Origin of the sequence: Leptospira congkakensis, assembly GCF_004770265.1 — a bacterium.
Classification (GTDB): domain Bacteria; phylum Spirochaetota; class Leptospiria; order Leptospirales; family Leptospiraceae; genus Leptospira_A; species Leptospira_A congkakensis.
Genome location: NZ_RQGQ01000017.1, coordinates 788,516 through 814,676 on the forward strand (window position 1 = coordinate 788,516; position 26,161 = coordinate 814,676).

17 protein-coding genes and 1 pseudogene are annotated in these 26,161 nt (G+C 38.3%); 10 read left to right on the top strand and 8 right to left on the bottom strand.

Translation table 11 applies throughout. The annotated features are described in order from the left end of the window. Positions 1-109 precede the first annotated feature (109 nt). Positions 110-1,024, top strand: a complete 915-nt coding sequence (locus EHQ70_RS17265; protein WP_135588456.1) for a type 1 glutamine amidotransferase domain-containing protein — start codon at positions 110-112, stop codon at positions 1,022-1,024. Here EHQ70_RS17265 and EHQ70_RS17270 read toward each other — a convergent pair. Continuing rightward, positions 993-1,559, bottom strand: coding sequence for a Crp/Fnr family transcriptional regulator (locus tag EHQ70_RS17270; protein WP_135588457.1), 567 nt, complete (start codon positions 1,557-1,559; stop codon positions 993-995). The genes EHQ70_RS17265 and EHQ70_RS17270 overlap by 32 nt on opposite strands. 136 nt (positions 1,560-1,695) lie before the next feature. Here EHQ70_RS17270 and EHQ70_RS17275 point away from each other — a divergent pair, with 136 nt between their 5' ends. From EHQ70_RS17275 to EHQ70_RS17300, 7 genes and pseudogenes are all read left to right on the top strand, one after another. After that, positions 1,696-2,988 carry a discoidin domain-containing protein gene (locus EHQ70_RS17275; RefSeq protein ID WP_135588458.1) on the top strand — a complete coding sequence of 431 codons (1,293 nt, stop codon included), beginning with the start codon at positions 1,696-1,698 and terminating at the stop codon, positions 2,986-2,988. A 6-nt stretch (positions 2,989-2,994) separates the two neighbouring features. After that, complete coding sequence (locus tag EHQ70_RS17280) at positions 2,995-4,419, top strand: hypothetical protein (RefSeq protein ID WP_135588459.1); 1,425 nt, start codon at positions 2,995-2,997, stop codon at positions 4,417-4,419. Further along, entirely contained in the window at positions 4,409-5,287 is an 879-nt protein-coding gene (locus EHQ70_RS17285; protein ID WP_135588460.1) for a VanW family protein, read from the top strand. The genes EHQ70_RS17280 and EHQ70_RS17285 overlap by 11 nt, the downstream gene beginning before the upstream one ends. An 81-nt stretch (positions 5,288-5,368) precedes the next feature. Further along, a complete protein-coding gene (locus tag EHQ70_RS17290; protein WP_135588461.1) occupies positions 5,369-6,322 on the top strand; it encodes a GDSL-type esterase/lipase family protein in 954 nt (317 codons plus the stop codon). A 472-nt stretch (positions 6,323-6,794) separates the two neighbouring features. Then, positions 6,795-8,346: pseudogene (locus EHQ70_RS18780) on the top strand (efflux RND transporter permease subunit); the annotation flags it as partial. 56 nt (positions 8,347-8,402) lie between these two features. Beyond that, complete coding sequence (locus tag EHQ70_RS18785) at positions 8,403-10,043, top strand: efflux RND transporter permease subunit (protein WP_425270054.1); 1,641 nt, start codon at positions 8,403-8,405, stop codon at positions 10,041-10,043. Positions 10,044-10,361: 318 nt separating this feature from the next. Then, positions 10,362-11,039, top strand: a complete 678-nt coding sequence (locus EHQ70_RS17300; protein WP_135588463.1) for a M15 family metallopeptidase — start codon at positions 10,362-10,364, stop codon at positions 11,037-11,039. Between the two features lie 45 nt (positions 11,040-11,084). Here the strand turns inward: EHQ70_RS17300 and EHQ70_RS17305 are convergent, their stop codons facing one another. From EHQ70_RS17305 to EHQ70_RS17335, 7 genes are all read right to left on the bottom strand, one after another. Then, entirely contained in the window at positions 11,085-14,126 is a 3,042-nt protein-coding gene (locus EHQ70_RS17305; RefSeq protein ID WP_135588464.1) for a restriction endonuclease, read from the bottom strand. Between the two features lie 3 nt (positions 14,127-14,129). Beyond that, complete coding sequence (locus tag EHQ70_RS17310; RefSeq protein WP_167481727.1) at positions 14,130-16,169, bottom strand: site-specific DNA-methyltransferase; 2,040 nt, start codon at positions 16,167-16,169, stop codon at positions 14,130-14,132. A 5-nt stretch (positions 16,170-16,174) separates the two neighbouring features. After that, the gene (locus EHQ70_RS17315; RefSeq protein WP_135588466.1) at positions 16,175-17,086 is read right to left on the bottom strand and encodes an Abi family protein; all 912 of its coding nucleotides are present in this window, start codon (positions 17,084-17,086) and stop codon (positions 16,175-16,177) included. Between the two features lie 227 nt (positions 17,087-17,313). Continuing rightward, positions 17,314-20,193: an SNF2-related protein gene (locus EHQ70_RS17320; RefSeq protein WP_135588467.1), complete on the bottom strand. Its 2,880-nt coding sequence runs from the start codon at positions 20,191-20,193 to the stop codon at positions 17,314-17,316. Positions 20,194-20,655: 462 nt separating this feature from the next. Continuing rightward, positions 20,656-21,075 carry a MaoC/PaaZ C-terminal domain-containing protein gene (locus EHQ70_RS17325; protein ID WP_135579596.1) on the bottom strand — a complete coding sequence of 140 codons (420 nt, stop codon included), beginning with the start codon at positions 21,073-21,075 and terminating at the stop codon, positions 20,656-20,658. Between the two features lie 15 nt (positions 21,076-21,090). Then, a complete protein-coding gene (locus EHQ70_RS17330; RefSeq protein WP_015681966.1) occupies positions 21,091-21,528 on the bottom strand; it encodes an FAS1-like dehydratase domain-containing protein in 438 nt (145 codons plus the stop codon). Between the two features lie 14 nt (positions 21,529-21,542). Continuing rightward, positions 21,543-22,409, bottom strand: coding sequence for an alpha/beta hydrolase (locus tag EHQ70_RS17335; protein ID WP_135588468.1), 867 nt, complete (start codon positions 22,407-22,409; stop codon positions 21,543-21,545). A gap of 11 nt (positions 22,410-22,420) precedes the next feature. On the opposite strand from EHQ70_RS17335, the gene EHQ70_RS17340 reads away from it, so the two are divergent. Together EHQ70_RS17340 and EHQ70_RS17345 are read left to right on the top strand one after the other, a co-directional pair. Then, complete coding sequence (locus EHQ70_RS17340) at positions 22,421-24,841, top strand: sulfatase family protein (RefSeq protein WP_135588558.1); 2,421 nt, start codon at positions 22,421-22,423, stop codon at positions 24,839-24,841. A 48-nt stretch (positions 24,842-24,889) separates the two neighbouring features. Then, positions 24,890-26,158: a lysophospholipid acyltransferase family protein gene (locus EHQ70_RS17345; protein WP_135588469.1), complete on the top strand. Its 1,269-nt coding sequence runs from the start codon at positions 24,890-24,892 to the stop codon at positions 26,156-26,158. Positions 26,159-26,161 lie beyond the last annotated feature (3 nt).

Sequence of the window (26,161 nt, forward strand, 5' to 3'; positions counted from 1 at the left end):
AAATTTTAACTTAAGTTAAAAATAAGTTAAACATTCATGACCTCTATTAGAAGAGTCCCTATCTTTTGGGTAGAGGACTCATCAAATCTAATCTTTGAGAGTCATCACCATGCAAAATCCAATTTGGAACCAAAACATTTTTTTTCTTTCCGCTTACAAGATTCTAAAACAATACTTACCCGATCGTTTTGCCATTTTTAAATTACTCCGAGTACCAATGGTATGGGTCATTTCTATGGTAGTATTCCAATCTTCTCTTTTTGCAAATTCAGAACCAAAACCAAAAGTTTTAATTGTGATGAGTGCTGCGAGTACACTTTTGTTAGATGAAAGTTTTGATCATCCCACTGGAGTGTTCTTAAATGAACTTGCCCATCCTGCCATTCGTTTGAACCAATCCGGTTTTGATTTAGAGTTTGCCACACCCAATGGCAAAAAGGTTACATTTGATCCAGAAAGTTTAAAAGATAAATACTGGAATTCGAAAGAAGAAAAAGAAGAAGCCATTCGTTTTTTAACTTCACTCAATTCCTTTCAAAAACCAATCTCACTCGAACTTGCCATCCAAAAGAATCAAAGTTATGTAGGTTTACTCATTCCTGGTGGACAAGGACTGATGAGTGACTTGTTGTATGATACAAATCTTCCCATTTTACTTTCCATATTTCAAAAACAGGAAAAAACAATCGGTTTGGTTTGCCATGCACCAGCTTTGTTACTCACACTTCCTTCCGGTTCTAAGGGAGAAGGATTTTTATTTCATGGTTATCGTGTGAATTCTGTTACCAAAATGGAAGAATGGTTTATCGAAACCTTCGTGATGAAAGGTAAACCTAAAGTTAGAAAAATTTCTGAGTTATTAAAAGGACGAGGAATGTTGTACGAATCTTCTTTTTTTCCTGCAAGCGGATTTGCCACAAGAGATAGAAACTTAGTCACTTCACAAAATCCATTCTCAGGAGAAGAATTCACCAAATTATACTTAGGTGCAATTAAGGATTCTTTAAAAAAATCCTCTTTTTGATACGGCTGAGCGCCACGTTTGTGATTCCCAAATAGGCAGCTTGGTCTATTTGGGAAATCCGATCTAAAACATGAGAATATTCCTGAATGAACTTTTTGTATCTTTTTTCAGGTTCCAGGAGTAAAAAATCTGCGACTCGTTCTTCTTTTTTTAAATACAATTTCGAAAGAAATTGAATGAGAAAATTTTGATAACCGTTTTCTTTTTCCATTTTTGATTTGAATTCGTTTGCAGTTAACACAATCACTTCACTCGGTTCCATCGTTATGATGGAATAGGGAATGGGTTGGTTTTCAAAGATACTTGGCAAACTTCCCAAAAGTCCGTCTTCGAAGATAAAGGATTTGATCCATTCCTTTTTCCCATGTTTATAAATGAGTTTGCATCCACCACTGACAACCAAACCAACGCTAAATAAAGGAATTCCCTTTTTGGCAAAATATTCCTTTTTCTTTAGTTTGATGGTTTTGCCGTGAGTCATAAAAAACTGACGAATTTCTTCGGAACCAAAAACGTTTGGTAACAAAACTTTCATTTGATCTAAGTTTTAAGATCCTTGTTTTTGAAAGCCTGTCTACTGATTCTTTATATGATGATCTAAGACAGGTCAATTTTTTACTTGTCTCCGTTGAAAGTGTTCTGGATGATTTGTATCTGCCGAGGTACAACCTTTGAAAACATTGCTCCTAACAATTTTGGTTTTCCTGGTTCTATTTTGTAAAAATAGTCCAATAGAAAATTCCATCGTTATCGAACGAATCCAAGCAGCTTCGTCTGCTGATGGTACAAGCCCCATCAATGTATTCAAACCTGGCAAATATTGGAAACCAGAATCCAGCTTAGATGGGATTACCATTTTTTTCTCCAATGGAGCCAAATGGAACCAAGCAGGAAAAACCGACGGACGTTCCTTTTTTAATGAAATTTCTATCGAATGCAAAGACAAAAAAGGATACGTTGCCTTTTATAAAGACGGCAGTTATGCGACAAATTTTGACTGCTCTAAAGAAACTCCACAAAAAATAAGATCCAATGGAGTTCACGTAATTTATCTATTACCGGAATCAGGGAATGGAATCCAAACGGTTTCATTTTTCCAAAATGGTAAAAAATTGGATGTAGTTTATCCGGAACCCATCGTTGGCCAAGTCACTGCTAGTAGCACACTTCCTAATTATCCCGCATATAGTTTGTTTGATGGTAGTATCGATTTTGCTTGGGTGGAAGGCGCTAAAGAAAATGGAGAAGGTGAATCTTTTCAAATTGAATTAGAAGACAATATCGATTTATCAGGTTTGGAAATATTTAACGGTTATCAAAGATTAGATGCTTTGTTTTTTAAAAATGGATCGGTGACTGAATTAACTGTATCCAATGAATCAGACTCTTTTCCTATCAAAATTGCAGACAAACAAGGTGGTCAAAGAATATTTTTCCCAAAAACTTTATCAGGAAAAAAGTTTACATTCACCATCCAAAAAGTGCGACCAGGAAAAACTTGGAAAGACACTGTCATCGCTGAGATCATCTTACTTGGAGAAAAAGGAAAACGATTTACAGTAGTTGATAAAAATGCTGATGAATTCAAACAGTCCATCCTGTCGAAAACTAAAAACACCATTCTCTCTATCATAGTCAATAAAGCAGTGTTCGGTGATGTTTCGGAAGGTAGATTGGATTATGTATTTCGTTCGAATGGTTCCTTCGTCATTTGGAAAGATGATGTGTCTGAAAAAAGAGTATTAGATGGAAATTGGGTTTTGTTAGAAGCATCTCCAACTGAGGCCAAAATTAAAATCTTTGGCAGGGATCACAAGGTTGTCACACAGAGTTTAGATTCCAATAGTCCTTATGCAGAAACAACGAATGCGGAATCTACTATCATCTTTGGTGATACACTTATTGTAAAAAAGTCTGCCAATGGCTTGCAGATGATTGGCAAAAAAGTCCAAATCTCCAACTAAATCCCATTGTTCGGTAAGGATATTTATTGGTATGGTGTCCAAGCAATTTCTCTCTTAGAAACAGGGAAATTGCATTCGCCAGACCATTCTCCCGTTTTTCATATCGTCGCTTTTTTGTTTCAGATCTTCGGTGTGAGTGACGAATCTTTATTTGTTTTTCAGGTGATAACGACCGTTTGGCTCATATTTTCTCTCTTCGTCGCTCGGAGTTTATTCCTTGCTGCAAAGGAAAGCCAAGACCCAATAATCAATTTTTTTCCCAGTGACAATACGCAAACCAACGCTAACGACAATCGAAACGAGGATCTATCCATAAGTGTAAAAAAAAGGATTGGGATCTTTTATTTGGGACTGCCTAGTATTTTGGTTTTTGTTTTAGGTTTTTTATATCCCAAACAAAGTTGGGCTTTAGGATTTTTGATTCTTAGTATTGGTTGTTATTTTACAGCTACGATAAAACCAAAACCACAAGTAATACCAACGATTCCTTTTTTATCATCTTTGGTATTTGATTTTCGGCATATCATTTCTGGAATTTTCTTTTTATTTGCCCTTTGGTTTCATCCGATGGTGGCTCTTTTTGGATTTGGAATTTTGGTTTTCTATTGGATACCTGAAAAATTCTATCCAGTGATTTTCTGTTTTGCCATCATCCTTCCTTTTTTACTCCCTCAAAATCCGAATGGAAGGTTTTATAGTGATAAAGAAAATTTTCCATTGTCCGCAGCATTCGCGTTAGCTGGTTTTGGAATCCTTTGGGACTGGGCTTTTTTTATATTTGGAAAATCCGAACCTAAACATAAAAAAATACGAAAGGCCTTGGCTTTCTTTGGATTTTTACTTCTTTTACCAATCTTTCATTTTGCAGACATACAATACCGAATTCTTTTGAGTTTGATTCTTGTGGTTCAGATCTTTTTGGTTTGGAATCGATTTCAAATTTTGGTTTGGACTATTGGTACAAGTCTTTGGGTTTTTACAGTTTTTACGAGCCCTCATTTATTTAGGTATCCTTATGATCTAATGTGGGTACCGGGTGAATCTATGGCTTCAGTCCCTAACAATGGTTTGCTTGTTGCCCACCACGGTTTTTGCGAATACTACCATTTCCAATTTCGAAAAGATTGTTTATCTTGGGAACCTGATGATAAGGCAATCTCGGAACTACCAGAAGGCACAGAAATCTACCGAGCTGTTTATGGAATTCGTTATGAGAATTTGCTTGCAAGTAAGGATGAAAAGAATGGGCCTATTTTTTCTTTTGTTCAACCTTTAGGTGAATACCAACTAGTTTTAGAAAAAGATTGGCAACGTTATCGTTTGTGGTTAGAAAAAAGAAATTCGAAACTTGTACCTATCGCCAAGTCTTGGAAAAATCCTTACAGACAGCGCCCTGAATTTATAAAGAGAAAACAATCCTATGGGCTTTAGTTCTAAAAGAAAATCAATTCCAGGTATGCATCGAAAGATCAATCGAGGAAACCTTCGACTGTTTTTTGGTAAGATTTATTTCCAATGGAAACGTTACCTGGTTTGGTTTCTCGAAAGAAAATCCTTTGCGACTACAAGAGTATCCTTGGCAGAGCTAACTCATAACTTTTCTATCTCTATTTTTAAACATAGTTCTCCCATCTATCGCAAACTCAAAGACGTTCCCATGTATCTCCAAGAGAACAAGAAGGTAAACCTTGGTATCGCCATTTCTAAGTTAGATGGAGTTATTCTCCAGCCAAACCAAGTTTTTTCGTTTTGGTATCTTGTGGGGAAACCAACAAGGCGCAAAGGATATTTGCCAGGGATGCAACTTAGGAATGGCAGTTTTATTGAAAGAACTGGCGGTGGACTTTGCCAGATGGCCAACCTCATTTATTGGATGACTTTACATAGTCCATTAGAAGTAAAAGAGAGGTGGCGGCATAGTTTTGATATTTTTCCTGATTCCGAAAGAACTCACCCTTTTGGTTCGGGTGCCACTTTGTCCTACAATTATATCGACTTACAAATCAAAAATACAACCAAACAATCATTTATATTGCATTTATGGATAGAAGGCGATTTTTTAAAAGGGGAATGGCGTTCCGATGTTGAAATTCCTTTTCTCTACCAAGTTTATGAGTCCTATCATGGATTTCATGCAGAACCTTGGGGAGGTTATACAAGAAGGAATACCATCCGCAGAAAAAAAATTTCTAAAGATACGAAAGAAATTTTAGAAGATGAGTTGGTTACAGAAAATACTGCTTGGATGATGTATGAACCACTGTTAGAATCCAAAGGATCAAGTTCCACAGGTCTCTAGTGGGATCAAAATTCATTGATCAGTAGTTATGTGGAATGCGACAATTTTTATTTTGATGATAAAGCAAACAGGAAGGACAAAATGAAGTTTAAGAAAATTTCTCTATCAAGCAAGTTGGTGATGCTAATTACGACATTACTATTCCCATTAACCTTCGATACTCAGGCTAAAGATACATCTTTTGATTTAACTAAACCTGTTCTGATTCGACCTTTCGGAGATTCTATTACTTATGGTTTTGGTTTTACAGACTGGGGATTCTGTCCTGTCTATTCAATTGGACAGTATATATGTATGCCACCAAATCAAGCTGTTGGAGGTTATCGAGTTTGGATGACTGAATTTGCACTGACTAACAAAGCATTTACATTTGCTACAGAAGGATATCAAAGTGGAGGTTCCAATACTCAACAGTGGATTACCAATACACAAACTCATGATGGATATCCTGGATGGAGAAATGATCAGCTTCTTACAATTGCAAATTATCCGAGTTTCGCTGACATTACTCTCGTCCATGCTGGTACAAACGATTTAATCCAAGGAAAATCTCCGAATAATGCGATTATCGATCTATTTAAGGTTGTGAATGCTCTGCTTTCCAATAACCCGAAAACACAAATCTTTCTAGCAAAGATAATTCGAATTTCACCGGCTGCTGCTACGGTGTTGCCAAATTTTGATACTCTAAGTGGAAACATCAGAAATTACAATCAGCTAATTGATAAGTATTGGATCAATACACCACCGTCCCTTAGATCCAGAATTACTTTGGTTGATATGCACCCTATTCTTAATCTTTCACAAGATTATTTTGATTATGTTCACCCAAGTCCTTTAGGGTATATGAAAATCTCTTGTACTTGGATCAATGCTATCAAAAATCAAAAAACCAATCCAAGTGATCCTTGTAATGGAATCGAAACAGATAATATAAAAACAAAAATCCTTCCTTCTGCGGAAGATGTTAAAAATATGAAACCTACGAACGAAGACTTAGAAAAAGTTCTTAATGGAAAGTTTGAATTCAAATAATATTTTTGATCAATAATTTTGTTGAATCGCGCACTTTAACTAAATTATGCTAACTTAAATTAGGTCCTTATTTGATCTCTGGTACATAAGCTTCCTGGATTCGTTTGAATCTGAAAACTTTGTGCCAGTCGTTAAAGTCTCGTTCCAAATTCCGTATTTTTATATTTTGAATCTCCATTTGTTTGCGATGATTCTTTATCGATGCCATTCCTCTCTGTAAATGAAATAGCCATTCAATTAAAAGTTCCAAACAAACCCAAATATCCTTCTCGAGTTATGTCAAAATAAAGTTTTTTTCAGAAACAAACCCAAGAACTTCCCCTAAATTTATCTACCATAAAGGCAATACGATCAGTCTCATAAAAGAACCACCCTGTTAGATGTTTAAAGTTGACCATCTGGTCAGCGTTGATTTTTATTTGCCTTGCCGAGGACTGGGGAAAATTATGTTTTTAGACCTCTGGAGAATAAGATGAGCTTTGCTGAGCTTTCGATAAAACGACCCATTTTTATTACCTGTACAATCGTTTTGATTTTGATTACAGGTTATCTGTCCTTAAACAAATTGGGAGTCGACTTATTCCCCAATATTACAATTCCGGTGGTAACGGTCACGGTTCCTTATCCTGGTGCGGCACCAAACGAAATCGAAACGTTGATTGCGAAACCAGTAGAAGACGAATTGTCCACTATTTCTGGGGTCAAACGAATCAAGTCTATCTGTAACGAAAGTTTGGGGACTGTCGTTGTTGAGTTCACAATGGAAACAGATGTGAAATATGCCGAACAACAGGTCCGCGACAAAATTTCTGCCGTAAAGCCGAAGTTACCTGATGATGCAAAAGAACCGATCATCAGAAGGATCGATCCTGCCGATCAACCCATTATCATCTTAGCATTAAGAGCAGATCTTCCGGAAGCAGAAATTTATGATATTGCCAACGAAGAAATCAAACAGATCCTACTCACTACACAAGACGTGGGAAACATCACGATCTACGGCGGACGAAAAAGAGAAATCCATGTAGAATTGGATCGGGACAAATTAAAATCCCATATGATTTCCGCTTCTATGGTTTCCAATCGTTTGGCTTCTGGTGGAACGAACATCCCAGCAGGAAAAGTAAGTCGCTCCGACAACGAATTAGTTTATAGAACCATCAATGAGTTCAAATCCCCTGATGAAATTCGTGACACTCCGCTTTCTCTTTTTGGAAACGAAGTACCGATTAAAATAGGTCAGTTGGGAGAAGTAAAAGATACGATGGAAGACGAAGCTTCCCGTGCGTACTTTAACGGAAAAAAGGCGGTCTTTCTTCTTGTATATAAACAATCAGGAGCAAACACTGTTGCTGTTGCCAAGGCGATTAAAAAAAGAGCAGCTGATATCAATACAGACTTAGCAAGACGAGAAGGATCACTTTTCCTTGCTATTGCAAACGACAACTCAACTGCTATCGAAGACAATATCTTTGATGTAAATGAGACCATCTTTATCGGGATTGCACTTACTATCATCGTAGTATTATTATTCCTCGGAAGTGTTCGTTCTACACTAATCACTGGGCTTGCACTACCGAACTCGCTACTCGGCGCTTTTATCTTGATGGCGATTGCTGGATTTACAGTCAACGTAATGACTCTACTCGCACTCAGTTTGGCGGTTGGACTTCTCATTGATGATGCGATTGTGGTTCGGGAAAATATTTTCCGCCATAGAGAGATGGGAAAAACAGCAAGACAGGCATCCATTGACGGAACTAAAGAAGTAACTCTTGCCGTCATCGCAACAACAATGGCCGTTATCGCCGTGTTTATGCCGATTGCGTTTATCAGCGGGGTTGTTGGACAGTTCTTACGAGAATTCGGACTTACCATTTGTTTTGCCTTACTCATCTCCCTTTATGATGCACTTACCATCGCACCGATGTTATCTGCTTATTTTGGTGGAGCTGTTGCGGGTCATGGTGGTGGTCACGGAGGAGGACATTCTTCCCCAGAAACAACGACTTCCAAATCTAAGAAAAAACCACAAGATGCTCAAGTCGCTTACGTTTCTGGTCCCGCAGAGCCAGGAAAAGTGGCTCAAGTATTGACTCTAATTTTTACTCCCGTTCGCATCCTTCTGAATGTGTTGAATTTTGGATTGGAAAAGGTTTTGGATGTTTTCAATAGATTTCAAACAAGACTAGAAAATCTTTATGCAAAAATCTTAAAGTTCACTCTACAGTTTCCTCTTTTGATTATTTCTGGAGCGATTCTTCTATTCGTATTCAGTATCTTTCTTACCAAGTTCATTACAAAAACTTTCTTACCAGCACAGGACCAAGGTAAGTTCCAAGTAACTTTGGACATGCCACCTGGCACATCGGTTGATAAGATGGCTACGGTTGCGAAAGAAGTGTATGAAAAAATTTCTGCACACGAAGAAACAAAACAAGTAGCGATGTTCAATACAAACCGAACCGCTTCTATGTTTGTGGAAATGGTTCCTTCGAAACAAAGAAAAGTAAATACAAGCCAATTCAAAGACGTTTTAAGAAAGGAACTTGCCATCACTCACCCTTATGCAACTCCGATCGTAAAAGATATTGATAATGTCGGCGGTGGACAAAGACCTTTCGTACTGGTTGTGAGTGGACAAAAGGGAGAGGACGTTCAAGAATACGGTTTAAAACTTTTGGAACGATTGAAAAAGTCCAAAGCATTACTTGACGTAGATACAAGTTACAGAGCAGGTTCCCCTGAATTTCGAGTGATTCCTGATCGCGCCAGAGAAGTTATGTTAGGTGTTTCTGGATCAGCCATTGGTATGGAACTTCGAACTTTGATCGAAGGAACAACTCCCGCTGTATATAGACAAAATGGTGTGGAATATGATATCAGGGTTCGACTCAAAGAAGGACAAAGAAACTTAAAAGAAAGTTTCTATCAGTCCTATGTTCCTAATTTCAACAACATCATGATTCCGATCAAAAACGTTGCTACTTCCGAAGAAACAACGGGACTTGCGACCATCAACCGATTGAACAGAAACCAGTCTTTGGAAATTTATGCAGATATGGCTCCGGATGGTCCAGGGATGGGTGGTGCGATTGAAGAGATTGCAAAAATCACTGCAACGGAACTCCCTCTTCCTTCTACAGTAAGAATCAATTATCTTGGACAAGCTGAAAACTTCAAAGAGTTAGGTTCCTCGATGGCGATTGCAATGGGACTTGGAATCCTATTCATCTACATCGTACTTGCTTCTCTCTATGAAAGTTTCATCACTCCGATCGCCATCATGTTGGTTTTACCGTTAGCGTTATGTGGTGCCTTCATTGCACTTTTCCTTGCCAACGAGTCTATGAATCTCTTTTCCATGATTGCGCTGATTATGCTCATCGGTGTCGCTACCAAAAACTCAATTCTACTTGTGGACTTTACAAACCAGTTGATCCAACAAGGAACTGAGATGAAAGAAGCGATCATTGAAGCAGGTCGGGAAAGACTTCGTCCGATCCTTATGACCTCATTCGCGTTAGTTGCTGGATTTTTACCGATTGCTATCGGTTTGAACGAAGCATCAAAACAAAGAACGAGTATGGGTTGGGCACTCATCGGTGGTGTGATTTCATCTACGCTACTGACTCTGGTTGTGGTCCCTGCAGCATTCTCCTATATTGAAAGATTAAACAATTTCATCAGAAGACATTCTCCAGACCCAGACGCGAAATAAAAACATAGAAATTTCATTTAGAAAATTCTTTTCAAAGCCCCACGTAAGTGGGGTTTTTTGTATTCAGGCCTTAATCCACAAAACAATCATTATTCTCTGGGCACCATCTCCGGCCATCAGTCGACGAGGGCGCTCCTTCTGTCCGGGGTGCGCGTAACTGGTTCCTTAAGATCCGAAAAAATCTTGAAAACTGCACAAAGATTCTGCAAAATCAACAACAATGAAAAATGTTACATTTAGATTAGAAGTTGATAGGTTTATAGAAAGTACTTCACCAAGATCGAATCCATTAAAAAGTACAGAATTCTTTTCTAAGTTATGAAGCTCATCACGATCGCCATTTGTTTCGGAATTCCTTTTTTATCTTTGGTTTCCCAACCTACAGAAAATAAACTGAATGTTTTGAATCGTAAGGCTTATGAACTTTCCATACAAAAAAATCCAAATAAAGAACTCATTAACTTAGAAAAGAAAATTCCTGGCATTACTTTGGATATCAAATACGCAACTCCCGAGAACTTTACCAAACAAGTTATCTATAAGGAAGCCAAAGCCTTTGCCAGAAAACCAGTGGCAGAAGCACTAAACAAAGCCAACCTTGAATTTTTACAACTTGGCTATTCCATAAAAATATTTGATGCGTATCGGCCTTATGCAGCCACAGTCAAATTTTTTGAAATTGTGGGAGACACAAGGTATGTGGCCTCACCTAAAACAGGATCGAGGCATAATAAAGGTTGTGCGATTGACTTAACTCTTGTGGATCAAAAAACAAAACGGGAGCTTCCTATGCCAACGGAATATGATTCCTTTCAAAAAGAGGCTTGGGCTGAAGCACCAGTTTCCGATCCTGAGATTTTAAAAAACCGTACGATTCTAATCAGTACACTTAGCAAATATGGATTTCGTGTGAACAAAACCGAATGGTGGCATTATGATTTTGTAGGATGTTCCGGCTTTGAAGTTTTGGACATCCCTTTTGAAGAATTGGAGTAGGGGGTTAGATATACTAATTTTAATTTGCCAATGATTAAGATATTCTTATTCATTTAAATTAATAAAAGGATTATCCTGTTTTCCTGTGCCTACCACTACATTATACTCTAATTTTGGAATTTTTTCTAGCGGAATTCCTTGAGCTAACATACGCGCTTCATAAGTGTCAACTATGCATTGAAAATGTTTTTTTGCAGATTCGATCTTTTGTTTTTCTTCCTCAGTTCGAATATCACTAAAGTTTTTGTATCCTTTGGTTTCTTTAATATAATAAAGAAACTTTTCAGTGCCGCCAGTTTCTTCTTTTACAACAATTGCCCAATCTGGGTTATATTCTCCGACTGGTGTCGGAACAATAAACTTTCGCGGGAGTTTAGTAAATACCTCAACTGTGCTTGAATCTTCTTGTTCTCTAGCAAATCTCTTTTCAGTATCACTATCAGTTTCCATTTTATCATATAATCCATGTTTATTGGTTTCTATCGTATCAGATATTACCTCTTTAAATTCTTTAAAAATTGGATCAGATGTATTCTTTTGCTCCCAGTAGGTATTGGGTAGAGGAACATATTCGAGTCCATTTTTAATACCAATTTCTCTTATGACTTCTCTTATGTGCTGAGCGGATCTTTCGAGGTAGTTCTGTGGATTTTTTAAAAATTCGCCAAGAGAGCCGGATTCTTTTAAGATTTTTTTTAAAGTATCTCTAGTTAAGTCCGTTTCTTTTTGTAAGTATTCAAGAGGGTCAGGGAGGGGGAATGGACTTGTTACTTCTCTTGATTCTCTATTACGAATTTCTGCAGCGGAGACTCCACCATAGGCAATGGTTCCTTGTGCAATAGAAGTAACTACTCTCATGGATTCACATTGGATCTCTCGGATCCTTTTCACCGATTCGGTAATAATAGAATTGGAATCAAACTGAAATCTATATATGGTTTTTTGTTTGATGATATCCCAAAGTTTCCAAAATTCTGGATGATTCCATAAGTGGTCATTTTTTTTGATTAGGTTTGGCTTTCTTTTGATTTGAACGAAGGTTTGGATATTTAGTCCTCTGAGCCATTCCAGAATGATATCTTCACGGCCAGCAAAATCACCTTCCAAAATAAACTCTGATGGGTTTAGAAAGGCATTTTCCATTAGATTTGTAAATGCACCATCTGCGTTAAGATAACGTAATTTTTTTAAGACTTCAAAAAGTTCGTCTGCTTTTTTTCTTTTTTCTTGGGGACTAGGAGTATTAGAGCTGAAGCTGGCAACAAGATTCATAAATTGATGGGAATTTACTTTCCCGAATTCGATACCGGATTCTTCCCTGTATTCTGTTTGCAATCCGCTTACGAATTCTGTATAACTTTCATTTACTACGACTGTAAGTTGGTTTACAGTTTCGTTTTGAATTCGATTGCCTTGAATGTCCACCGGGAGCCGCATTCCACGACCAATCTGTTGTCGTTTGGTAAATTCGGAGCGTGTTTCTAATAAGGTACAGATTTGAAACACATTTGGATTATCCCAACCTTCCCTGAGCGCTGAGTGAGAAAAGATAAAACGAAGTGGTTCGTTAGAATCGAGTAACCTCTCTTTGTCTTTCATGATGAGATTATAGGTATCATCATCTTTGGCGCCATCGCCTTTGGTATCTTTCCATTCGACGATTTCTGAATTTCCTTTTTTCTTTTTATCGCCAGAAAAATATCCATTATGTACAAACTCGACGGGAGGAGCATTTAAATCGATAAACTCTGGTTTTTGAATTAACTCTGAATAGGCTGCCTCAAATACCTTTCCAAATTTACCAAGACTTGTGGTTCCATCAGGATTATATTCTCTGTAATTGGAAACTCGATCTAGAAAAAAGAGAGTCAAAACCTTGGCCTGAATTCCCATTCGCAAAAGTTGCATTTCTTTTTCCAAATGCGCTTTGATTGTTTCTTTGATTCTTTCGTCTTGAATGACGGGGGCTATGGAACCAATTTCTTTGCCCAAAAGAATTACGGTGCCGTTTGTGAATCGTAAAAATTCGTTTCCAGGTTCGATGCTAATCGTATCAGCAATATAACCATTATAATGCGAATTTTCTGTTTTAAGACTTAAGTCATCTTTTTGTTTGAGTTTGATTTTCTTTTTTGAAATTTTTCCCTTAGATTGGACGTTTACCGTTACTGTTGCGGTAAACCCAACACCTGGCTTTCCTTCTGTAGATTCCAGTTTCATATAGGGTGCGTTTTCTGTTCCTGTAACTTCTAAAGATCGAATTTGGATCCGTTTGACGAGTTTTCTTTGGAAGGCCTCAACGGGTCCCAAGCGAAAGATGGGGTTGTATCTAATGCGCGGTGTAGCCGAATACCGTAATTGGAAAAGGGGATTTAATTCTGCAATGGCATTCTGTGCGGTTTCGGTATTGTCTACAGATTGGGGTTCGTCAATAATAAGGATGGGTTTTGATGAACGAATGAAATCAATAGGTCTTTGTCCATTCAGCTCATCCATTTCCTTATGGATGATGTTGGTGTCTTTATTGAAGGCTTGGATGTTCATCACAAGAATTTGCAATTGGTTTGTTGTAGCAAAGTTACGGAGGGCACTTGGCGCCGAACCTTGGTAAAGCGAATAAGTGCTTCCTTTGACAAGAGGAATCCCATACTTCGCTCTGAAATGGTCTGCAGTCATTTCTAAGGTTTTTAGAACTCCTTCTTTGATGGCGATGGAAGGAACAATAATGATAAACTTCGACCAACCATAGAGTTTATGAAGAGATAAAATTGTATTTAAATACACATATGTCTTTCCAGTTCCTGTTTCCATCTCGATGGTAAATCGAAGTCCATTTCGTTCAAATTCTTCTTTTGTAGTGGCTTCAAGAGAAAACTTGTCTTGCACCTTTCGTAAGTTTTCATACAAAACTGATTCTTCTAAAAGCAGGGCATTTCCAAATCCAAGTTCGGTTTGAAAAAGAGACCCTTTTTCACCAGAAAGAGAAAAAGAAAATCCACTGGGATTTTTTTCCATCCCTTCAAATAAAGATACAGCGGCACTTGTGGCAGTGTCTTGGAATTCGAGACTTTCGAAATGGATTTTCATACTTTAAACCACCTGGAAGCTAACATCTTTCATCTGTTTGAATCCGGCATGTACGTTGGCTTTAAGGACATCGTTTCCAGAAAAACCCATTTCTCTAGCAATCACAAGCGAAGGGCTTCGTCTCATGATTTCATTAAATACTTCCAAGTTATGTTCTTTTCCTAGTACATAATAGGCGGTTTCTTCTGCGATATAAACGATCTTTCCGGCGATGGTCTCCGTTTTGATATTTGGGTTTGCGAGGGCTTCTGAAATTCCCGATTTTAACAAAACTTCATAGAGAATGGCTTCTTCTGTATTCGCTAATGCATTGGAGGACAAAAGTGTTGGTTGGTCTTCGAAGAGCGCTTTTTCCAAAGCCTCCTTAGTTTTTTCGATATTACCATTCCAAACCGGGAAGTTAGACGGTGCCAATTTGAAAACCCGAAAGCCCAAATCTTGGGGTTTACGCGGTGGTTCGTTATTTTCCCTATTTTTTATTAGTTGGTCTACCCCGGACTCAAAACCCAAGGAAGGCGAATCTTCTTTTTTGGATGGGTCTGCTTTTACTTTTACCGATTTTTTCCCACTATCTTTGGTGTTTGCACTTCCTTCTTCTTTCAGCTTTGTTATCACACGACGGATCCGTTCCATTCCAATTTCGGCAATGGTTTGGAAACCGGCTCTAGAGGCTTCCGATTCCTCCCAAGTCCCATCGGCCTTTTGTTTGCGCGTAGGCTCGGGGAGTTGCACACAGATAAATTTACGATTGCCTCCATCTTCTGCATTTAACGCCAGTACGGCGTGGGCGGTAGTGGCAGAGCCGGAAAAGAAGTCGAGGACGATGTCGTTGGGGCTACAAGATATAGCCATCATTCTTATCATTAATCTTACAGGCTTTGGAGTTTCAAATTCTAATCTATTCAAGATAGCATTGAATTCTTGTTTTGCTTCTTGGTTATGACCAACGTCTTCATGCATCCATAAAGTAACAGGAACTATACCATCTTGTACTTCCGAAAGGAATTGCTTTGCTCTTGGAAAATTTTCACCAGATTTCCCAAACCATATTTTGTTTTCTAGTAACATTTTATTAAAAGTGTCTTGAGATGGTGCCCATTGCCTTCCTTCTGGAGGGAAATGCTTATTTCCATTAGGTGATTCAATGCAATATGAATGGCCTTGAGCCTTTGTTTTTGAAGTCAGATCCCCACTTGTCCAAGGTCCACGTGGGTCATTGTCCAGGTTTTTATATGCTGCTTTTTGTTCCTCGGTACGTCGAAGAAGAATTGGTGACCATTTGTCTTTCATTTTTGAGTAAAGTAAAATATGGTCATGTGATTCAGATAAATATTTTTCATCGTTTTGAGGAGAAAATTTCTTTTCCCAAATTACATTCGCCACAAAGTTCTCTTCTCCGAAAATTTCATCGCATACTTTCCGTAAGTGGGCCACTTCGGTGTCATCAATGGAAATAAAAATCACCCCATCTTCACGAAGGAGGTTGCGAGCAAGGAAGAGTCTCGGATACATCATGTTCAGCCATTGAGAATGGAACCGGCCCGTGGTTTCTGTGTTATTCGAAAACTTGCGTCCTTTGGCATCCACTTGTCCCGTGTATTCTAGATAGGTTTTGAGAGATTCCGTATAATCATCTGGATAGACAAAGTCGTTTCCTGTATTGTAAGGCGGGTCGATGTAGATCATCTTTACCTTACCGAGGTAGGACTTTTGCAAAAGTTTTAATACTTCCAAATTGTCCCCCTCGATATAGAGGTTTTCGGTATTGTCAAAGTCCACCGAAGCGGCACGGTCAGGGAGTAGAGTGGCTGTCGTTGGGGATTGGATGGCCTTAAAACAATTTCGTTTGCCGGGCCAGTTTAGTCCAAATCGTTCTTTTGTTTCTTCCGATTCGATGGTTTCGCCAAGGCTTTGGCGGAGTTTGTCCCAATCTATCAAATTCCCTTCAGTGAAGACTTGAGGGAAGTGTTCTTTTAGAATACGGAGTTTGTCTTCGGTTAGGTTGTGGGAGGTAAGGGGGAGTTTTTGGGGTTCGTCAGACATTTTCTTTAATTCCTTGATTGTGTTTTGGTTAGATTCCAAAAAGGAACCTCTTTCCATCTTTCAGGAAAACCCATTTCGCGAATGGGAATGGTAGGATAGAGAGTCAGTAAATCTAAAAAACGAAATTTCCATTGGCTAGTTGGGGAAATGAAATTTAGCATATATTGAATGATCGATAGAATCACAAAGATTTTGTTTGGTTGGATTTCGACTGGTTGTTTCCAACCTAAATCATTTCGCGGAAGCATTGGTTTGTATCCAAACTCTCGATTCCACAACCTAGAATGGTGTGCACAAATGTTCCTGACTGAGTTTAAACTTCCGATCCAAGACAAGAGAACAGGTTCAGGTAAATTGTATTTTTTAGCAATCGATTTTGAAGTGGAGGTAGCGATTCCTCTGTACATAGTAAACAGTGTGCCAAAACTGATGAGCTCAGTAGCCATCCAAAGAGGAAGAGAATCATGCTCTTCACCATATTTGTGTTGGAAATGTGAGACAAATTTTTCTTTGCTTCGCGAATATTCCTTTTTTATTTCCTCTTGGAGTTTCATAAATTCAGGTTCTTTTAACATGGGAAAGGCAGAGGGTTCTGTGTAACCAAAAGCGCCTGTTTGGTGAGATAATTTGTATGTGATATCGGTTCGTAGAGCGATTTCTATTTTCTCGATACCATCAAGAACAAGTAAACGAAGTTTACGATCAAAACAATAACGACTCCAAATTTCTTTCAGAGTGGTGTTTTGTTTAAATTCTTCATTTGGATAATTTCGAAAAGGAAACCAATAGCCACTCAATCGATAGTAACTAACTTGTTTTAAGATTGATACTAAGTCAATGCGGTCGCATACCAAACCTCTGGAGAGAAGTTGATCGGCTTGTTCATCAATGGTTAAGGCTTTTTTTTGGTAGATCATCGCCCTTGATTCCGGGAAGGGCAAAAGACCTGCCAATTTGGGCTTACATTCAGAGGCCTGGCAGGTATGCTATCTATCATGATCGGCCATCTCAGTAGATTCGCAAGTGAAAAATCATTTAGGTTTCGAAAATCATTTTTAAAAAGTTCATATTTTGGGTTGGGATTTCGCATTATAAAATGGTAAAAAATAAGGCTGGCAAGGAAAAAATAACCAGAAAATGAATGTCAGACGATTTGTATTTTGCCGTAAAATAAAACAGTTTCATCTGTTACAAATTTAGCTTTCTTTTCCATTTCCTCTAAGAATTTTTCCTTTTCTTCATCAATAGAACGCCGTGCCATTTCAAAACTCTTCCAGGCCTCATCCCTTCTTTTTTCGATTTCTTTTCTTTCTCTTTCCAACTTTAATCTGTCAGTTAGGTTCCCTGCATCTTTTGCTTGTTTTTTGCGAATTTTGATTTCCTCATCAAAAGACTTGAGTTCTTTTTGTAGACTCAATCGTTTGTCATCGGCCCAGGCATCCAGTTTTTCATATTCTTTTGTAAAAAGATCTTGGTTTCTTAAGTCTCGATTGATTAAGGTTTGGTTCTTTTTGTTTGAATGAATCTCTTCTAATTTAGTTGTTCTTGAATTTAAATCTTTCTCTACATAAGGTTTCCACTGACAAGATCTAGAAAATAGACGAATTGCTTGTTCGTTGTCTAAGGTTGAGCCATCTTCCCACAGAATTGTTATTAAAAGGACTTCTTCTTTCTCAAAACTATCCAAAGTCCAAAGTGTAGCCAAAATATCGCCCTGTTTATTTTTTATATTCGCGTAACTCTGATCAATTCTATCTTTGCTTAGAGTAAATTTCAATATACCATCTTCTGGAATTGATTCATTGACTGCAGCTTCCAAGATTTTTTTGGCAAGGGGATGGTTAGAATGGAATGAGTTTTCCTGAAATAAAGATTTTCCCATCCGGTAGTGGCCAAGTTGAATTGGAAGAGATAGAAATGGGTTAGAGTCTAAACGGAAACTAAGATCTAAGTCATTTGTTTTTCCATGTTTATGTATGGCATCCTTTGTTAAAATCCATAGTAATTTAGTTTGGCGATCGAACAAAATCTCACTTTCTTCCATTCGGATCTTAAGCTTTTCTTGGACAATTTCATCAAAGTTTGTAAGTAACTTTTCTCTAGTTTCTTTTATTCTTTCATTTATATCCGATTGAAGCTCAGATTGAAGTTTATCAAATGCATCTTGGATTTCTTCTTTGGTACGACAAGATTGGAAAATTTCTGCAATTCTTTTTTCAAAATCAACTCCAGTTTCAACGTTTCCAAGAACTTCGTCGCTTGCTCCAAATACACCACTGAATAATTGAAATTTTTCGCTTAACAATTCGTATACGCGTACATCGGCCAGGTTCTTTTTATTTAGGAAATTAACGACTACGACATCAAAATTTTGACCATATCTGTGGCATCTTCCGATCCTTTGTTCAATCCTTTGTGGATTCCATGGTAAATCGTAATTTACAACGATAGAACAAAATTGAAGATTGATTCCTTCGGCTGCAGCTTCTGTTGCTATTAAAATTTGCCTTTTTTCTTTAAATTCTTCTACAAGTGCAGCCCTAATATCTGCTGTCTTAGAACCAGAAATTTTATCTGTTCCTTTATACTTTTCCATCCAAGATTGAAATATCTTCTTTGAAGTATCATCATTATTGGAACCATTGAATAACAAGATTTGATTCGCATAACCATTGATTGATAAAAAGTCGAATAGATAGTTTTGGGTGCGTCTTGACTCTGTAAAAATAACAGCTTTTTTGGCTCCACCTAATCTTTCCATTTCGGAAAACGCTTGTCCAAGTCCAGTGAGTAGTACTTCGGCTTTGCTATTGGCTTGGATATTATTAGCAAGTGCTAAATACTCTTTTAATTCTTTGATTTCCGCTCTTAAATCTTCTGCTGATTCAACCAGAAGATGATTTTCAGGAATAGATTTTTGAGTTTGAAAATCAGACCATTCTTCTTTTATTTCTTCATATTCTTCAAAGTCGTCTGCAATTAACTTTTCGATCTCTAAATCGAGAGAGGTATCAGAAACTCCTAGTTTTTTTTCTAATCTATCTACTAATGCCTGCAAAGTACCAGCTATTGCATAAGTGGAAGAAGCGAGGAGTTTGCGTAAAATTAAAGTCATTAGTTTCCTTTGACTTTTTGGAAGAGCGGCTAAGTTTTCCCGTTGTAAATAAGCACTAATCCATTCGTGTAAACGATCTTCGTCTGCGTTTGGGATAAACTCTTTTGTAATAGGAATTCTCTTTGTATATTTGATATATTCTAATACTTGTTTGCGAAGAGTTCTTTTGCAAATTCCTTCGATTCTGTTTTTAAGTAACTGAAGTTGTTCTTCTGATTGGATTCGCAAAAACTGCTGTGAAAAACTATCAAAATCACCAAATGTTTGTTCGTCGATGATGCTTACTAATCCATACAATTCGCTGAGTGAATTTTGAAGTGGAGTTGCAGTAAGGAGAAGTTTAAAACGACTACGTAAACTTTCTTTTATTGTATTTGCGATAACATTGGACTCTTTATAAACATTTCTGAGTCGATGAGCCTCGTCTAAGACTACGAGATCCCAAGAAATCTGAGAAATTTCGAATGCTTTCGCTTTGGCAAATTGATATGAAACTATAACTACTTTTTCGTTGTTAAAAGGATTATGAATTCCACTTTTTTGAATTGAATTGAAATTTTTTCCTTCGATAATTTCAGACTTTAAATGGAATTTCTCTTGTAGCTCACCACTCCATTGTTTCCTTAAATTTGCAGGTGCAATAATCAATATTCTTTTTTTTTCTTCGGACAAAAATTGGGTAAGTACAAGCCCAGCTTCAATTGTTTTTCCTAGGCCCACTTCATCGGCCAAGATTACTCCTCTTGATAAAGGAGATTCTAATGCAAATAAAGCGGCATCTAATTGATGCGGATTCAAATCTACCTGAGCACCCAGCATAGCCTTTCCAAGTCTCTCTGGATCACCAGACGCACGTTTTCTGGTCAGTTCTAAGGCGAGAATTTTTCTTTGGTGTGGAACTAAGTTCATTAAGAAAGGTGATAGGATATTGAATAGTTTTAGAAAGATACGCTCACAAAATGTTAAAAAAATTTAATCAAATTGCCTAAGCATTCAAGATTCGACTTCTTTTTTTATTAACGTCAAGATTTTTTTTGAGAAATCTGGTCTTTCATTAAGAATTAAATCTAGAAGATGCGTTAGTTGGTAGATCTTTTGTCTTTTGTTTTTATATCAACGTTTATCTCGAACCATGGGTCAATCCCCGCGCCAGCGATAGAAGCGGAAATCCGAAGGATTGGAACGGATAGCGTGGTCGTTACTAGAAGGAAAATTAGATCGACTAACGGATTCGAGGCGCCCGAAGAAAATAGGAGATAGTATTTATAAAATAAAAAAGCACCGAAGTTTCCCTCGATGCTTTTCAAGTTTTTGATTCCGTTTCGATTCTGTATTAAAAAATCAGAATGAAATCAAATTGTGAATTTTTAACTACACTGCGTTGACGACTAAATCTCCACCGGCTTTCACTTCGCCAGCTTCGTTTTTTGCTTCTACAAGTACAGTTACTGTTTTTTTACCATCTTTTTCAAATTTCTTTTTGATGGTTCCAACGATTGTTAGTTTTTCGCCGAGTTTCGTCATGGCTTTGAAAGTCACACCAAAGTATGCGATGTCTTTTTGTTCAGCCCAAGAAGTACAAAGTCTTCCTACTTGCGCCATTACGTACATACCGTGAGAAATGGTTCCGTCAAGGCCTGCTTTTCTTGCGAAGTCAGGATCGTTGTGAATAGGGTTAAAATCTCCAGATGCTCCCGCATAACGAACTAAATTTGCATGTTCGATGACTGGGATGTCGAGGGAAGGAAGAGTCTGACCAACTTCTACTTTATCAAATTCGATTTTTGCCATTGTTAGCCTCCTGTATTAATCCTTACGAATGAATATCGCCATCTCAGCAGAGAGGATGGGATCATTTTTTTCATCATAGATGGTTGTTTTGAAAGTTACGATTTCTGCTCTTCCTGATTTTACATCAGAAATTTCGGACTGTGCGTATACTTTGCCCGGATACAGAATTTTGTGGTACGTATACTCTTCTTTTAAGTGAAGGATTTTGGAAAGGTCGATACCGAGTTCGGCCATATCGTTCCAAATCTTCGGGTATCCCCAAAACATAATGACTGTAGGGAAAGTTGGTGGAGCAGGAACATCAGAGTATCCGGCTTTTTTAGCTTCTTCTACGTCAAAATAGATTGGGTTTTTTTCGTTAATGGCGAGGCAGAATTCTTTGATCTTTCCTCGTTCCACTGTGAAATCAAAACGATCTAGTTTTTTTCCAACTATATCTTTGGTTATTGCCATTGGCATTTATCTCCTTAGTGTTTGTCGATCCAAGCAACTAACTCTTTAAAGACGATAGCTCTGTCTTTCGGGAGTTCGTTCATGGTTTCGTGGTACAATCCGTCAAAAATTTTCATTGTTTTGTCTTTGGAATTTACCTTTTCAAAGGCATCCAAAGTTCCTTGGACAAGGGCGATTTGGTCATCCTTTCCATGGAACATATAAATTGGTACATTGATTTTCGTAGCTGATTCCAATGCGAGACCGTAACAGTTGAGTAAGTAGTCACCTAAGTAGGCTCCTACGTTTCCGTGCACCAATGGATCTTTTACATAGGCGTCCACTACAGACTGGTCATGAGAAATCATTTTGACATCGAGTCCAGTGGGAACTGTTAAAGTGGGTGCTAGTTTTGCTAAAAATCCACCGGCCCCTTTTTTGATGTCCATCACTAGGTCTGTTTTGACTTTGATCGGAAGGGCACTACAGATGTAAGCATCTAAATCATTTTGGTAGTTGTCTGTGGCAGTATAAAGAAAGGTAACAGCAGCACCCATAGAGTGACCAAGTAAAGTTACCTTACTGACACCTTCGTTACGTTTGGCGATATCGATGAGTTCTTTGAGGTCAGCAAAAAAATCAGAGAAATGAGTGATGACACCGCGACGTCCATCGGATTTACCATGACCTCTCGCATCGATCAGGTAAATGGCGTAATTGTGATCCGCCAAGGCTTCCAACAAAAAGTTGTAACGACCACCGTGTTCCCCAATTCCGTGGTGGACAACGAGCACACGTTTGACACCGGACTTTGGACGATAGATTTGGTAATAAATCGATCCGCCGTCTTTGTTTTGAAAGGTAGACTCCTCACGGGAGTAGGCTTGTTCCCAATTACTCATAGATGTCAATGATGGATGATAGAAACCTAAAAAGAAAGAACTTTTCCTGTTCGTCCGAAACCAGTTTCCCAAACTGGTTCCAAATGCGAGCGACTCTTCCTTTCGCCCTTACGATCTGTTTTTGTCTCCTAAGCTGTTTGAACAAATCGGAAAGACGTTTCCCCGTAGATTTGGTTTTGGAATTACAAAATGCTAAATCCAAAATCGCAATTTCCAAAGATCCTATACCCTACCATTGGAAAAAAAATCCCGGTCGCCAAAGTGACCTTCCCCTGTCTCGCAAATGGGAAAACACACAAGTTACATTCAATACAGATAAAGAGATATTTTTAAACCATTCCCTCGATTCCCTTTTTTTTCCCCCAGGCCAGGAGTATGAATTTAAAGTTTTAAAAGGAAGTTACGCGTTTTCTTCGCTGATAGGATTGTTAGGCGAAAAAGAATTTCAAACTCAAATTTCTGGAAAATTCAAAATCTATTCCGGGGATACACTTTTAAAGGAATGGGATCTTTCTGGGTCAGAAAAGGAAAGATGGACTCCTAAAAAAGAAATTTTGGAGATTGGAGAATCTGGATTTCTCAGACTCGTTTGGGAAAGTAAAGAGAGTTATCTTTTTGTCGGAGAACCTTTGTTATATCCAGATAATGGAACTTCTTCAGGAAACCAATTACCTGGACAGGGACAACCAAAATCTGTGATTCTAATTGTCATTGATTCCGCAAGGAAGGATTTTTTCGGGGCTTATGGGTATCCTCATTCTGTCACACCCGTGATGGATCAGATGGCAAAGGAATCGGTGTTTTTCGAAAACCCTTTTGCTAATGGGAACTGGACCAAACCTTCGATGATGTCATTTTTTCATTCGGAATATTCATCTAACCTTGGTTTGGGGAATTCTTGGTTTTCGACAAAACCCTACCAAAGAAAAGTTTATTATGGAAAAAAAAGAGACAACCTAGCCAAAACATTTCGGGAAGCGGGTTACTTTACCCAAACGATTATGAATAATGTTTTCTTTTTGGATTACACTACGGTTGGTTTGGATTTGGGATTTCATAATTCTTTCCAGGTGGGAATGGACATCGTAGATACAGAGGTTCTCACAAGCAAGGCTGTCCAATTTGTTTCCGAATACAAAGACAAACCTTACTTTTTACATTTTAATTTGAACACTCCTCATGCTTCTTATTCGCCACCACCAGAGGATATGGCTGCGGTTCGTTCCCTTGTTCCTTCCGATGTATTTTACAAATATGAATCTCCAGTCCAAAGATACTTGGGAGAGATGCATTATACAGACCGGGAAATTGGCCGGCTCGTCGAGGCTCTGAAAAAACAAGGTACTTACGACGAAACCATGATCATCGTCACAGGCGACCACGGAGAATTATTCAGTGCCCATCATGATTATAGTTATCATTTCATTATGCAAACCCGGTTTGGTCATGGAGAAACTCATTATGATGAAGAAATCAATGTCCCTTACTTTATCAAACTCCCCAAATCCATCCAAGGGAGTTTAGGATCAGAACTTGCGAAAAATGCAAATGGGGGGCAAATCCGAATTTCAGGTCAGTCCTCTTTGTTGTCTCTCGCTCCTACCATTCTGGGTTTTTTGGATTTATTGCCTAAGGAATCCACATACAAAGGTGTCGATTATTCTTCTTGCATTCGCATAACAGACATTTGCCCTAAAGAGAGTTTTATTTATACAGAAGGGAGGATGTCGGAATCGGTTCGGACAGAAAATTATAAATACATTCGTCGTTATCCAGGGTTTACTACAGTTAGGCGAACATCGGCAGGGGAACCACATACCATGGCCGAAGAATTGTATGACCTCACCAAAGACCCAGAGGAAAAAACCAACTTAAGTCCTTTGCCAGAAGGGGAAAAACTTTTACAAATTGCAAGAGCCGACTTCCGTCGTGAGAATTTTTTAAAACGAAATCATTTGCGTGTTTTGATTCCCCCTTGTTCGGAATCTCTTTGTCGTGATTTTATTTCTCTCAATGTCCAAGGATCCATTTACGATTGGGAAGTTTCGGATGCGGTCCAACTGATTTCCGGTTCGGCAAAAACAATTTCCTTACAAAAGGAATCGAAAGCGACAAAAACAAATACAGTCCTCGGTGAAGAAGTCGTATTCAAAACGGTGAATCCAGAACTGGGAGCCTTCTTTAGTTTTTCGCGGAATGGAAAAACGATTCCTGTTCGTTTTGGAAGGTATGGATTGGAATACCAAAGGTCTATGAATCACTTAGAAGATTTGATTGTCTCGGAAAGACAGCCAGAAGGATTCCCATCTTCTCCTTTGCCTTGGGTGTATAACGATGGTGCCTTTAGTGGAACCAGAGAATCGGAAGTACAACGTGAGATGGGTAAAGAGGTAAAAAAAATATTAGAAACCTGGGGATACATCCACGAATAATTGCTCGTATTCGCAAAGGGGTTCGTCTTATCTTAACTAGACAATTGTATGAAAGATTCTTTTATTCCTCCTCGTTTTGAATTTCCCTTTGCTTTAGGACTGGACTTAGGTTTCCCCATTCTTTCCAAACTTCTCTTCAATATTGATGGAGTAGAAATCGCAAAAGAAGATGAACTCCATCTCAAAGAAATCAAAAACAAAAGGGTGATGTATTTATCCAACCAACCGAGCGAAATCGAACCCATCATTGCTTATTACGTTGCGAATCAAATCGGAACTAGATTTCACTTTATGACCTCCCGTAGTATTTTTAATTGGGCATTTGGTTTGGTAGGTGAGGTCATCAAACGAGTGGGTGCATTTTCTGTCATTGCAGGAACTCTCAATCGAAATGCCATCAAGACCGCTAAACAAATCTTAGCCGAATCGGATGGAAAACTAGTGATGTATCCAGAAGGAATGGTTTCTGGTGAAAACGACAATTTGGTTTCGTTTATGCCCGGTGTGGCCCAAGTTTCTTTTTGGGGATTGGAAGCCGCTCTTACAAAAGATCCAAATGCAGAGTTATGGATCCAACCTAGCTTTGTGAAATATAAAATTTCCGGTTCCCGTGATTCGATCCTTGCTGACATTGAAACTTCTCTTTCTCGGATTGAACGCAAACTTAAACTTTATCCTGGTGGAAGAACCTTACTCCGTCGGTTTTTAACTGTAGGTCGTGTGATGTTAGAAGAAACCGAATTTGAACTAGGAATTCCAAGAGCTGCAACCGAAGGAAAGGATTTTGATTACCGGTTGGGTCGGGCAAGGCACACGGCTCTCAACCTTGCGGCTTCCATTTTAAATGTGAAGTTTCATGAATCAGACAATGCCATCCAAAAAATTCGATTGTTGTTTATGTCATTGGATAGTTTGGCTGCGGGGGCTCCACTTTCTTCTACACCTAAAAATCTTACTGATCAAAATATTCGTAGAGCCAAACAGCTTGTGGACACAGCGTACGCATTTATCATTACCAAACCCAAAAATTTAATCCAATGGCCGTCTGCGGAACGTTTGATGGAATGTATTTGTAGTTTTGAAAAACATATTTTTGGAAAAACGGAATCAAGAGCAAGGGTTGCCCATGTAGTTGTGGCACCTGCCTTTTCCTTGGCACCATACTACCAAACCTACCAGTCGAACAAAAAAGAAGCCATCCAAAGTTTACTCATCGAAATTCGTAAAGAAATGGAAGTACTTATGGAACGAGGAAAAAAGGTTAGCGAACCCATTGTCCCTCCATATTCTGTGGGACTCGATTTACAAATCGGTTAGTCG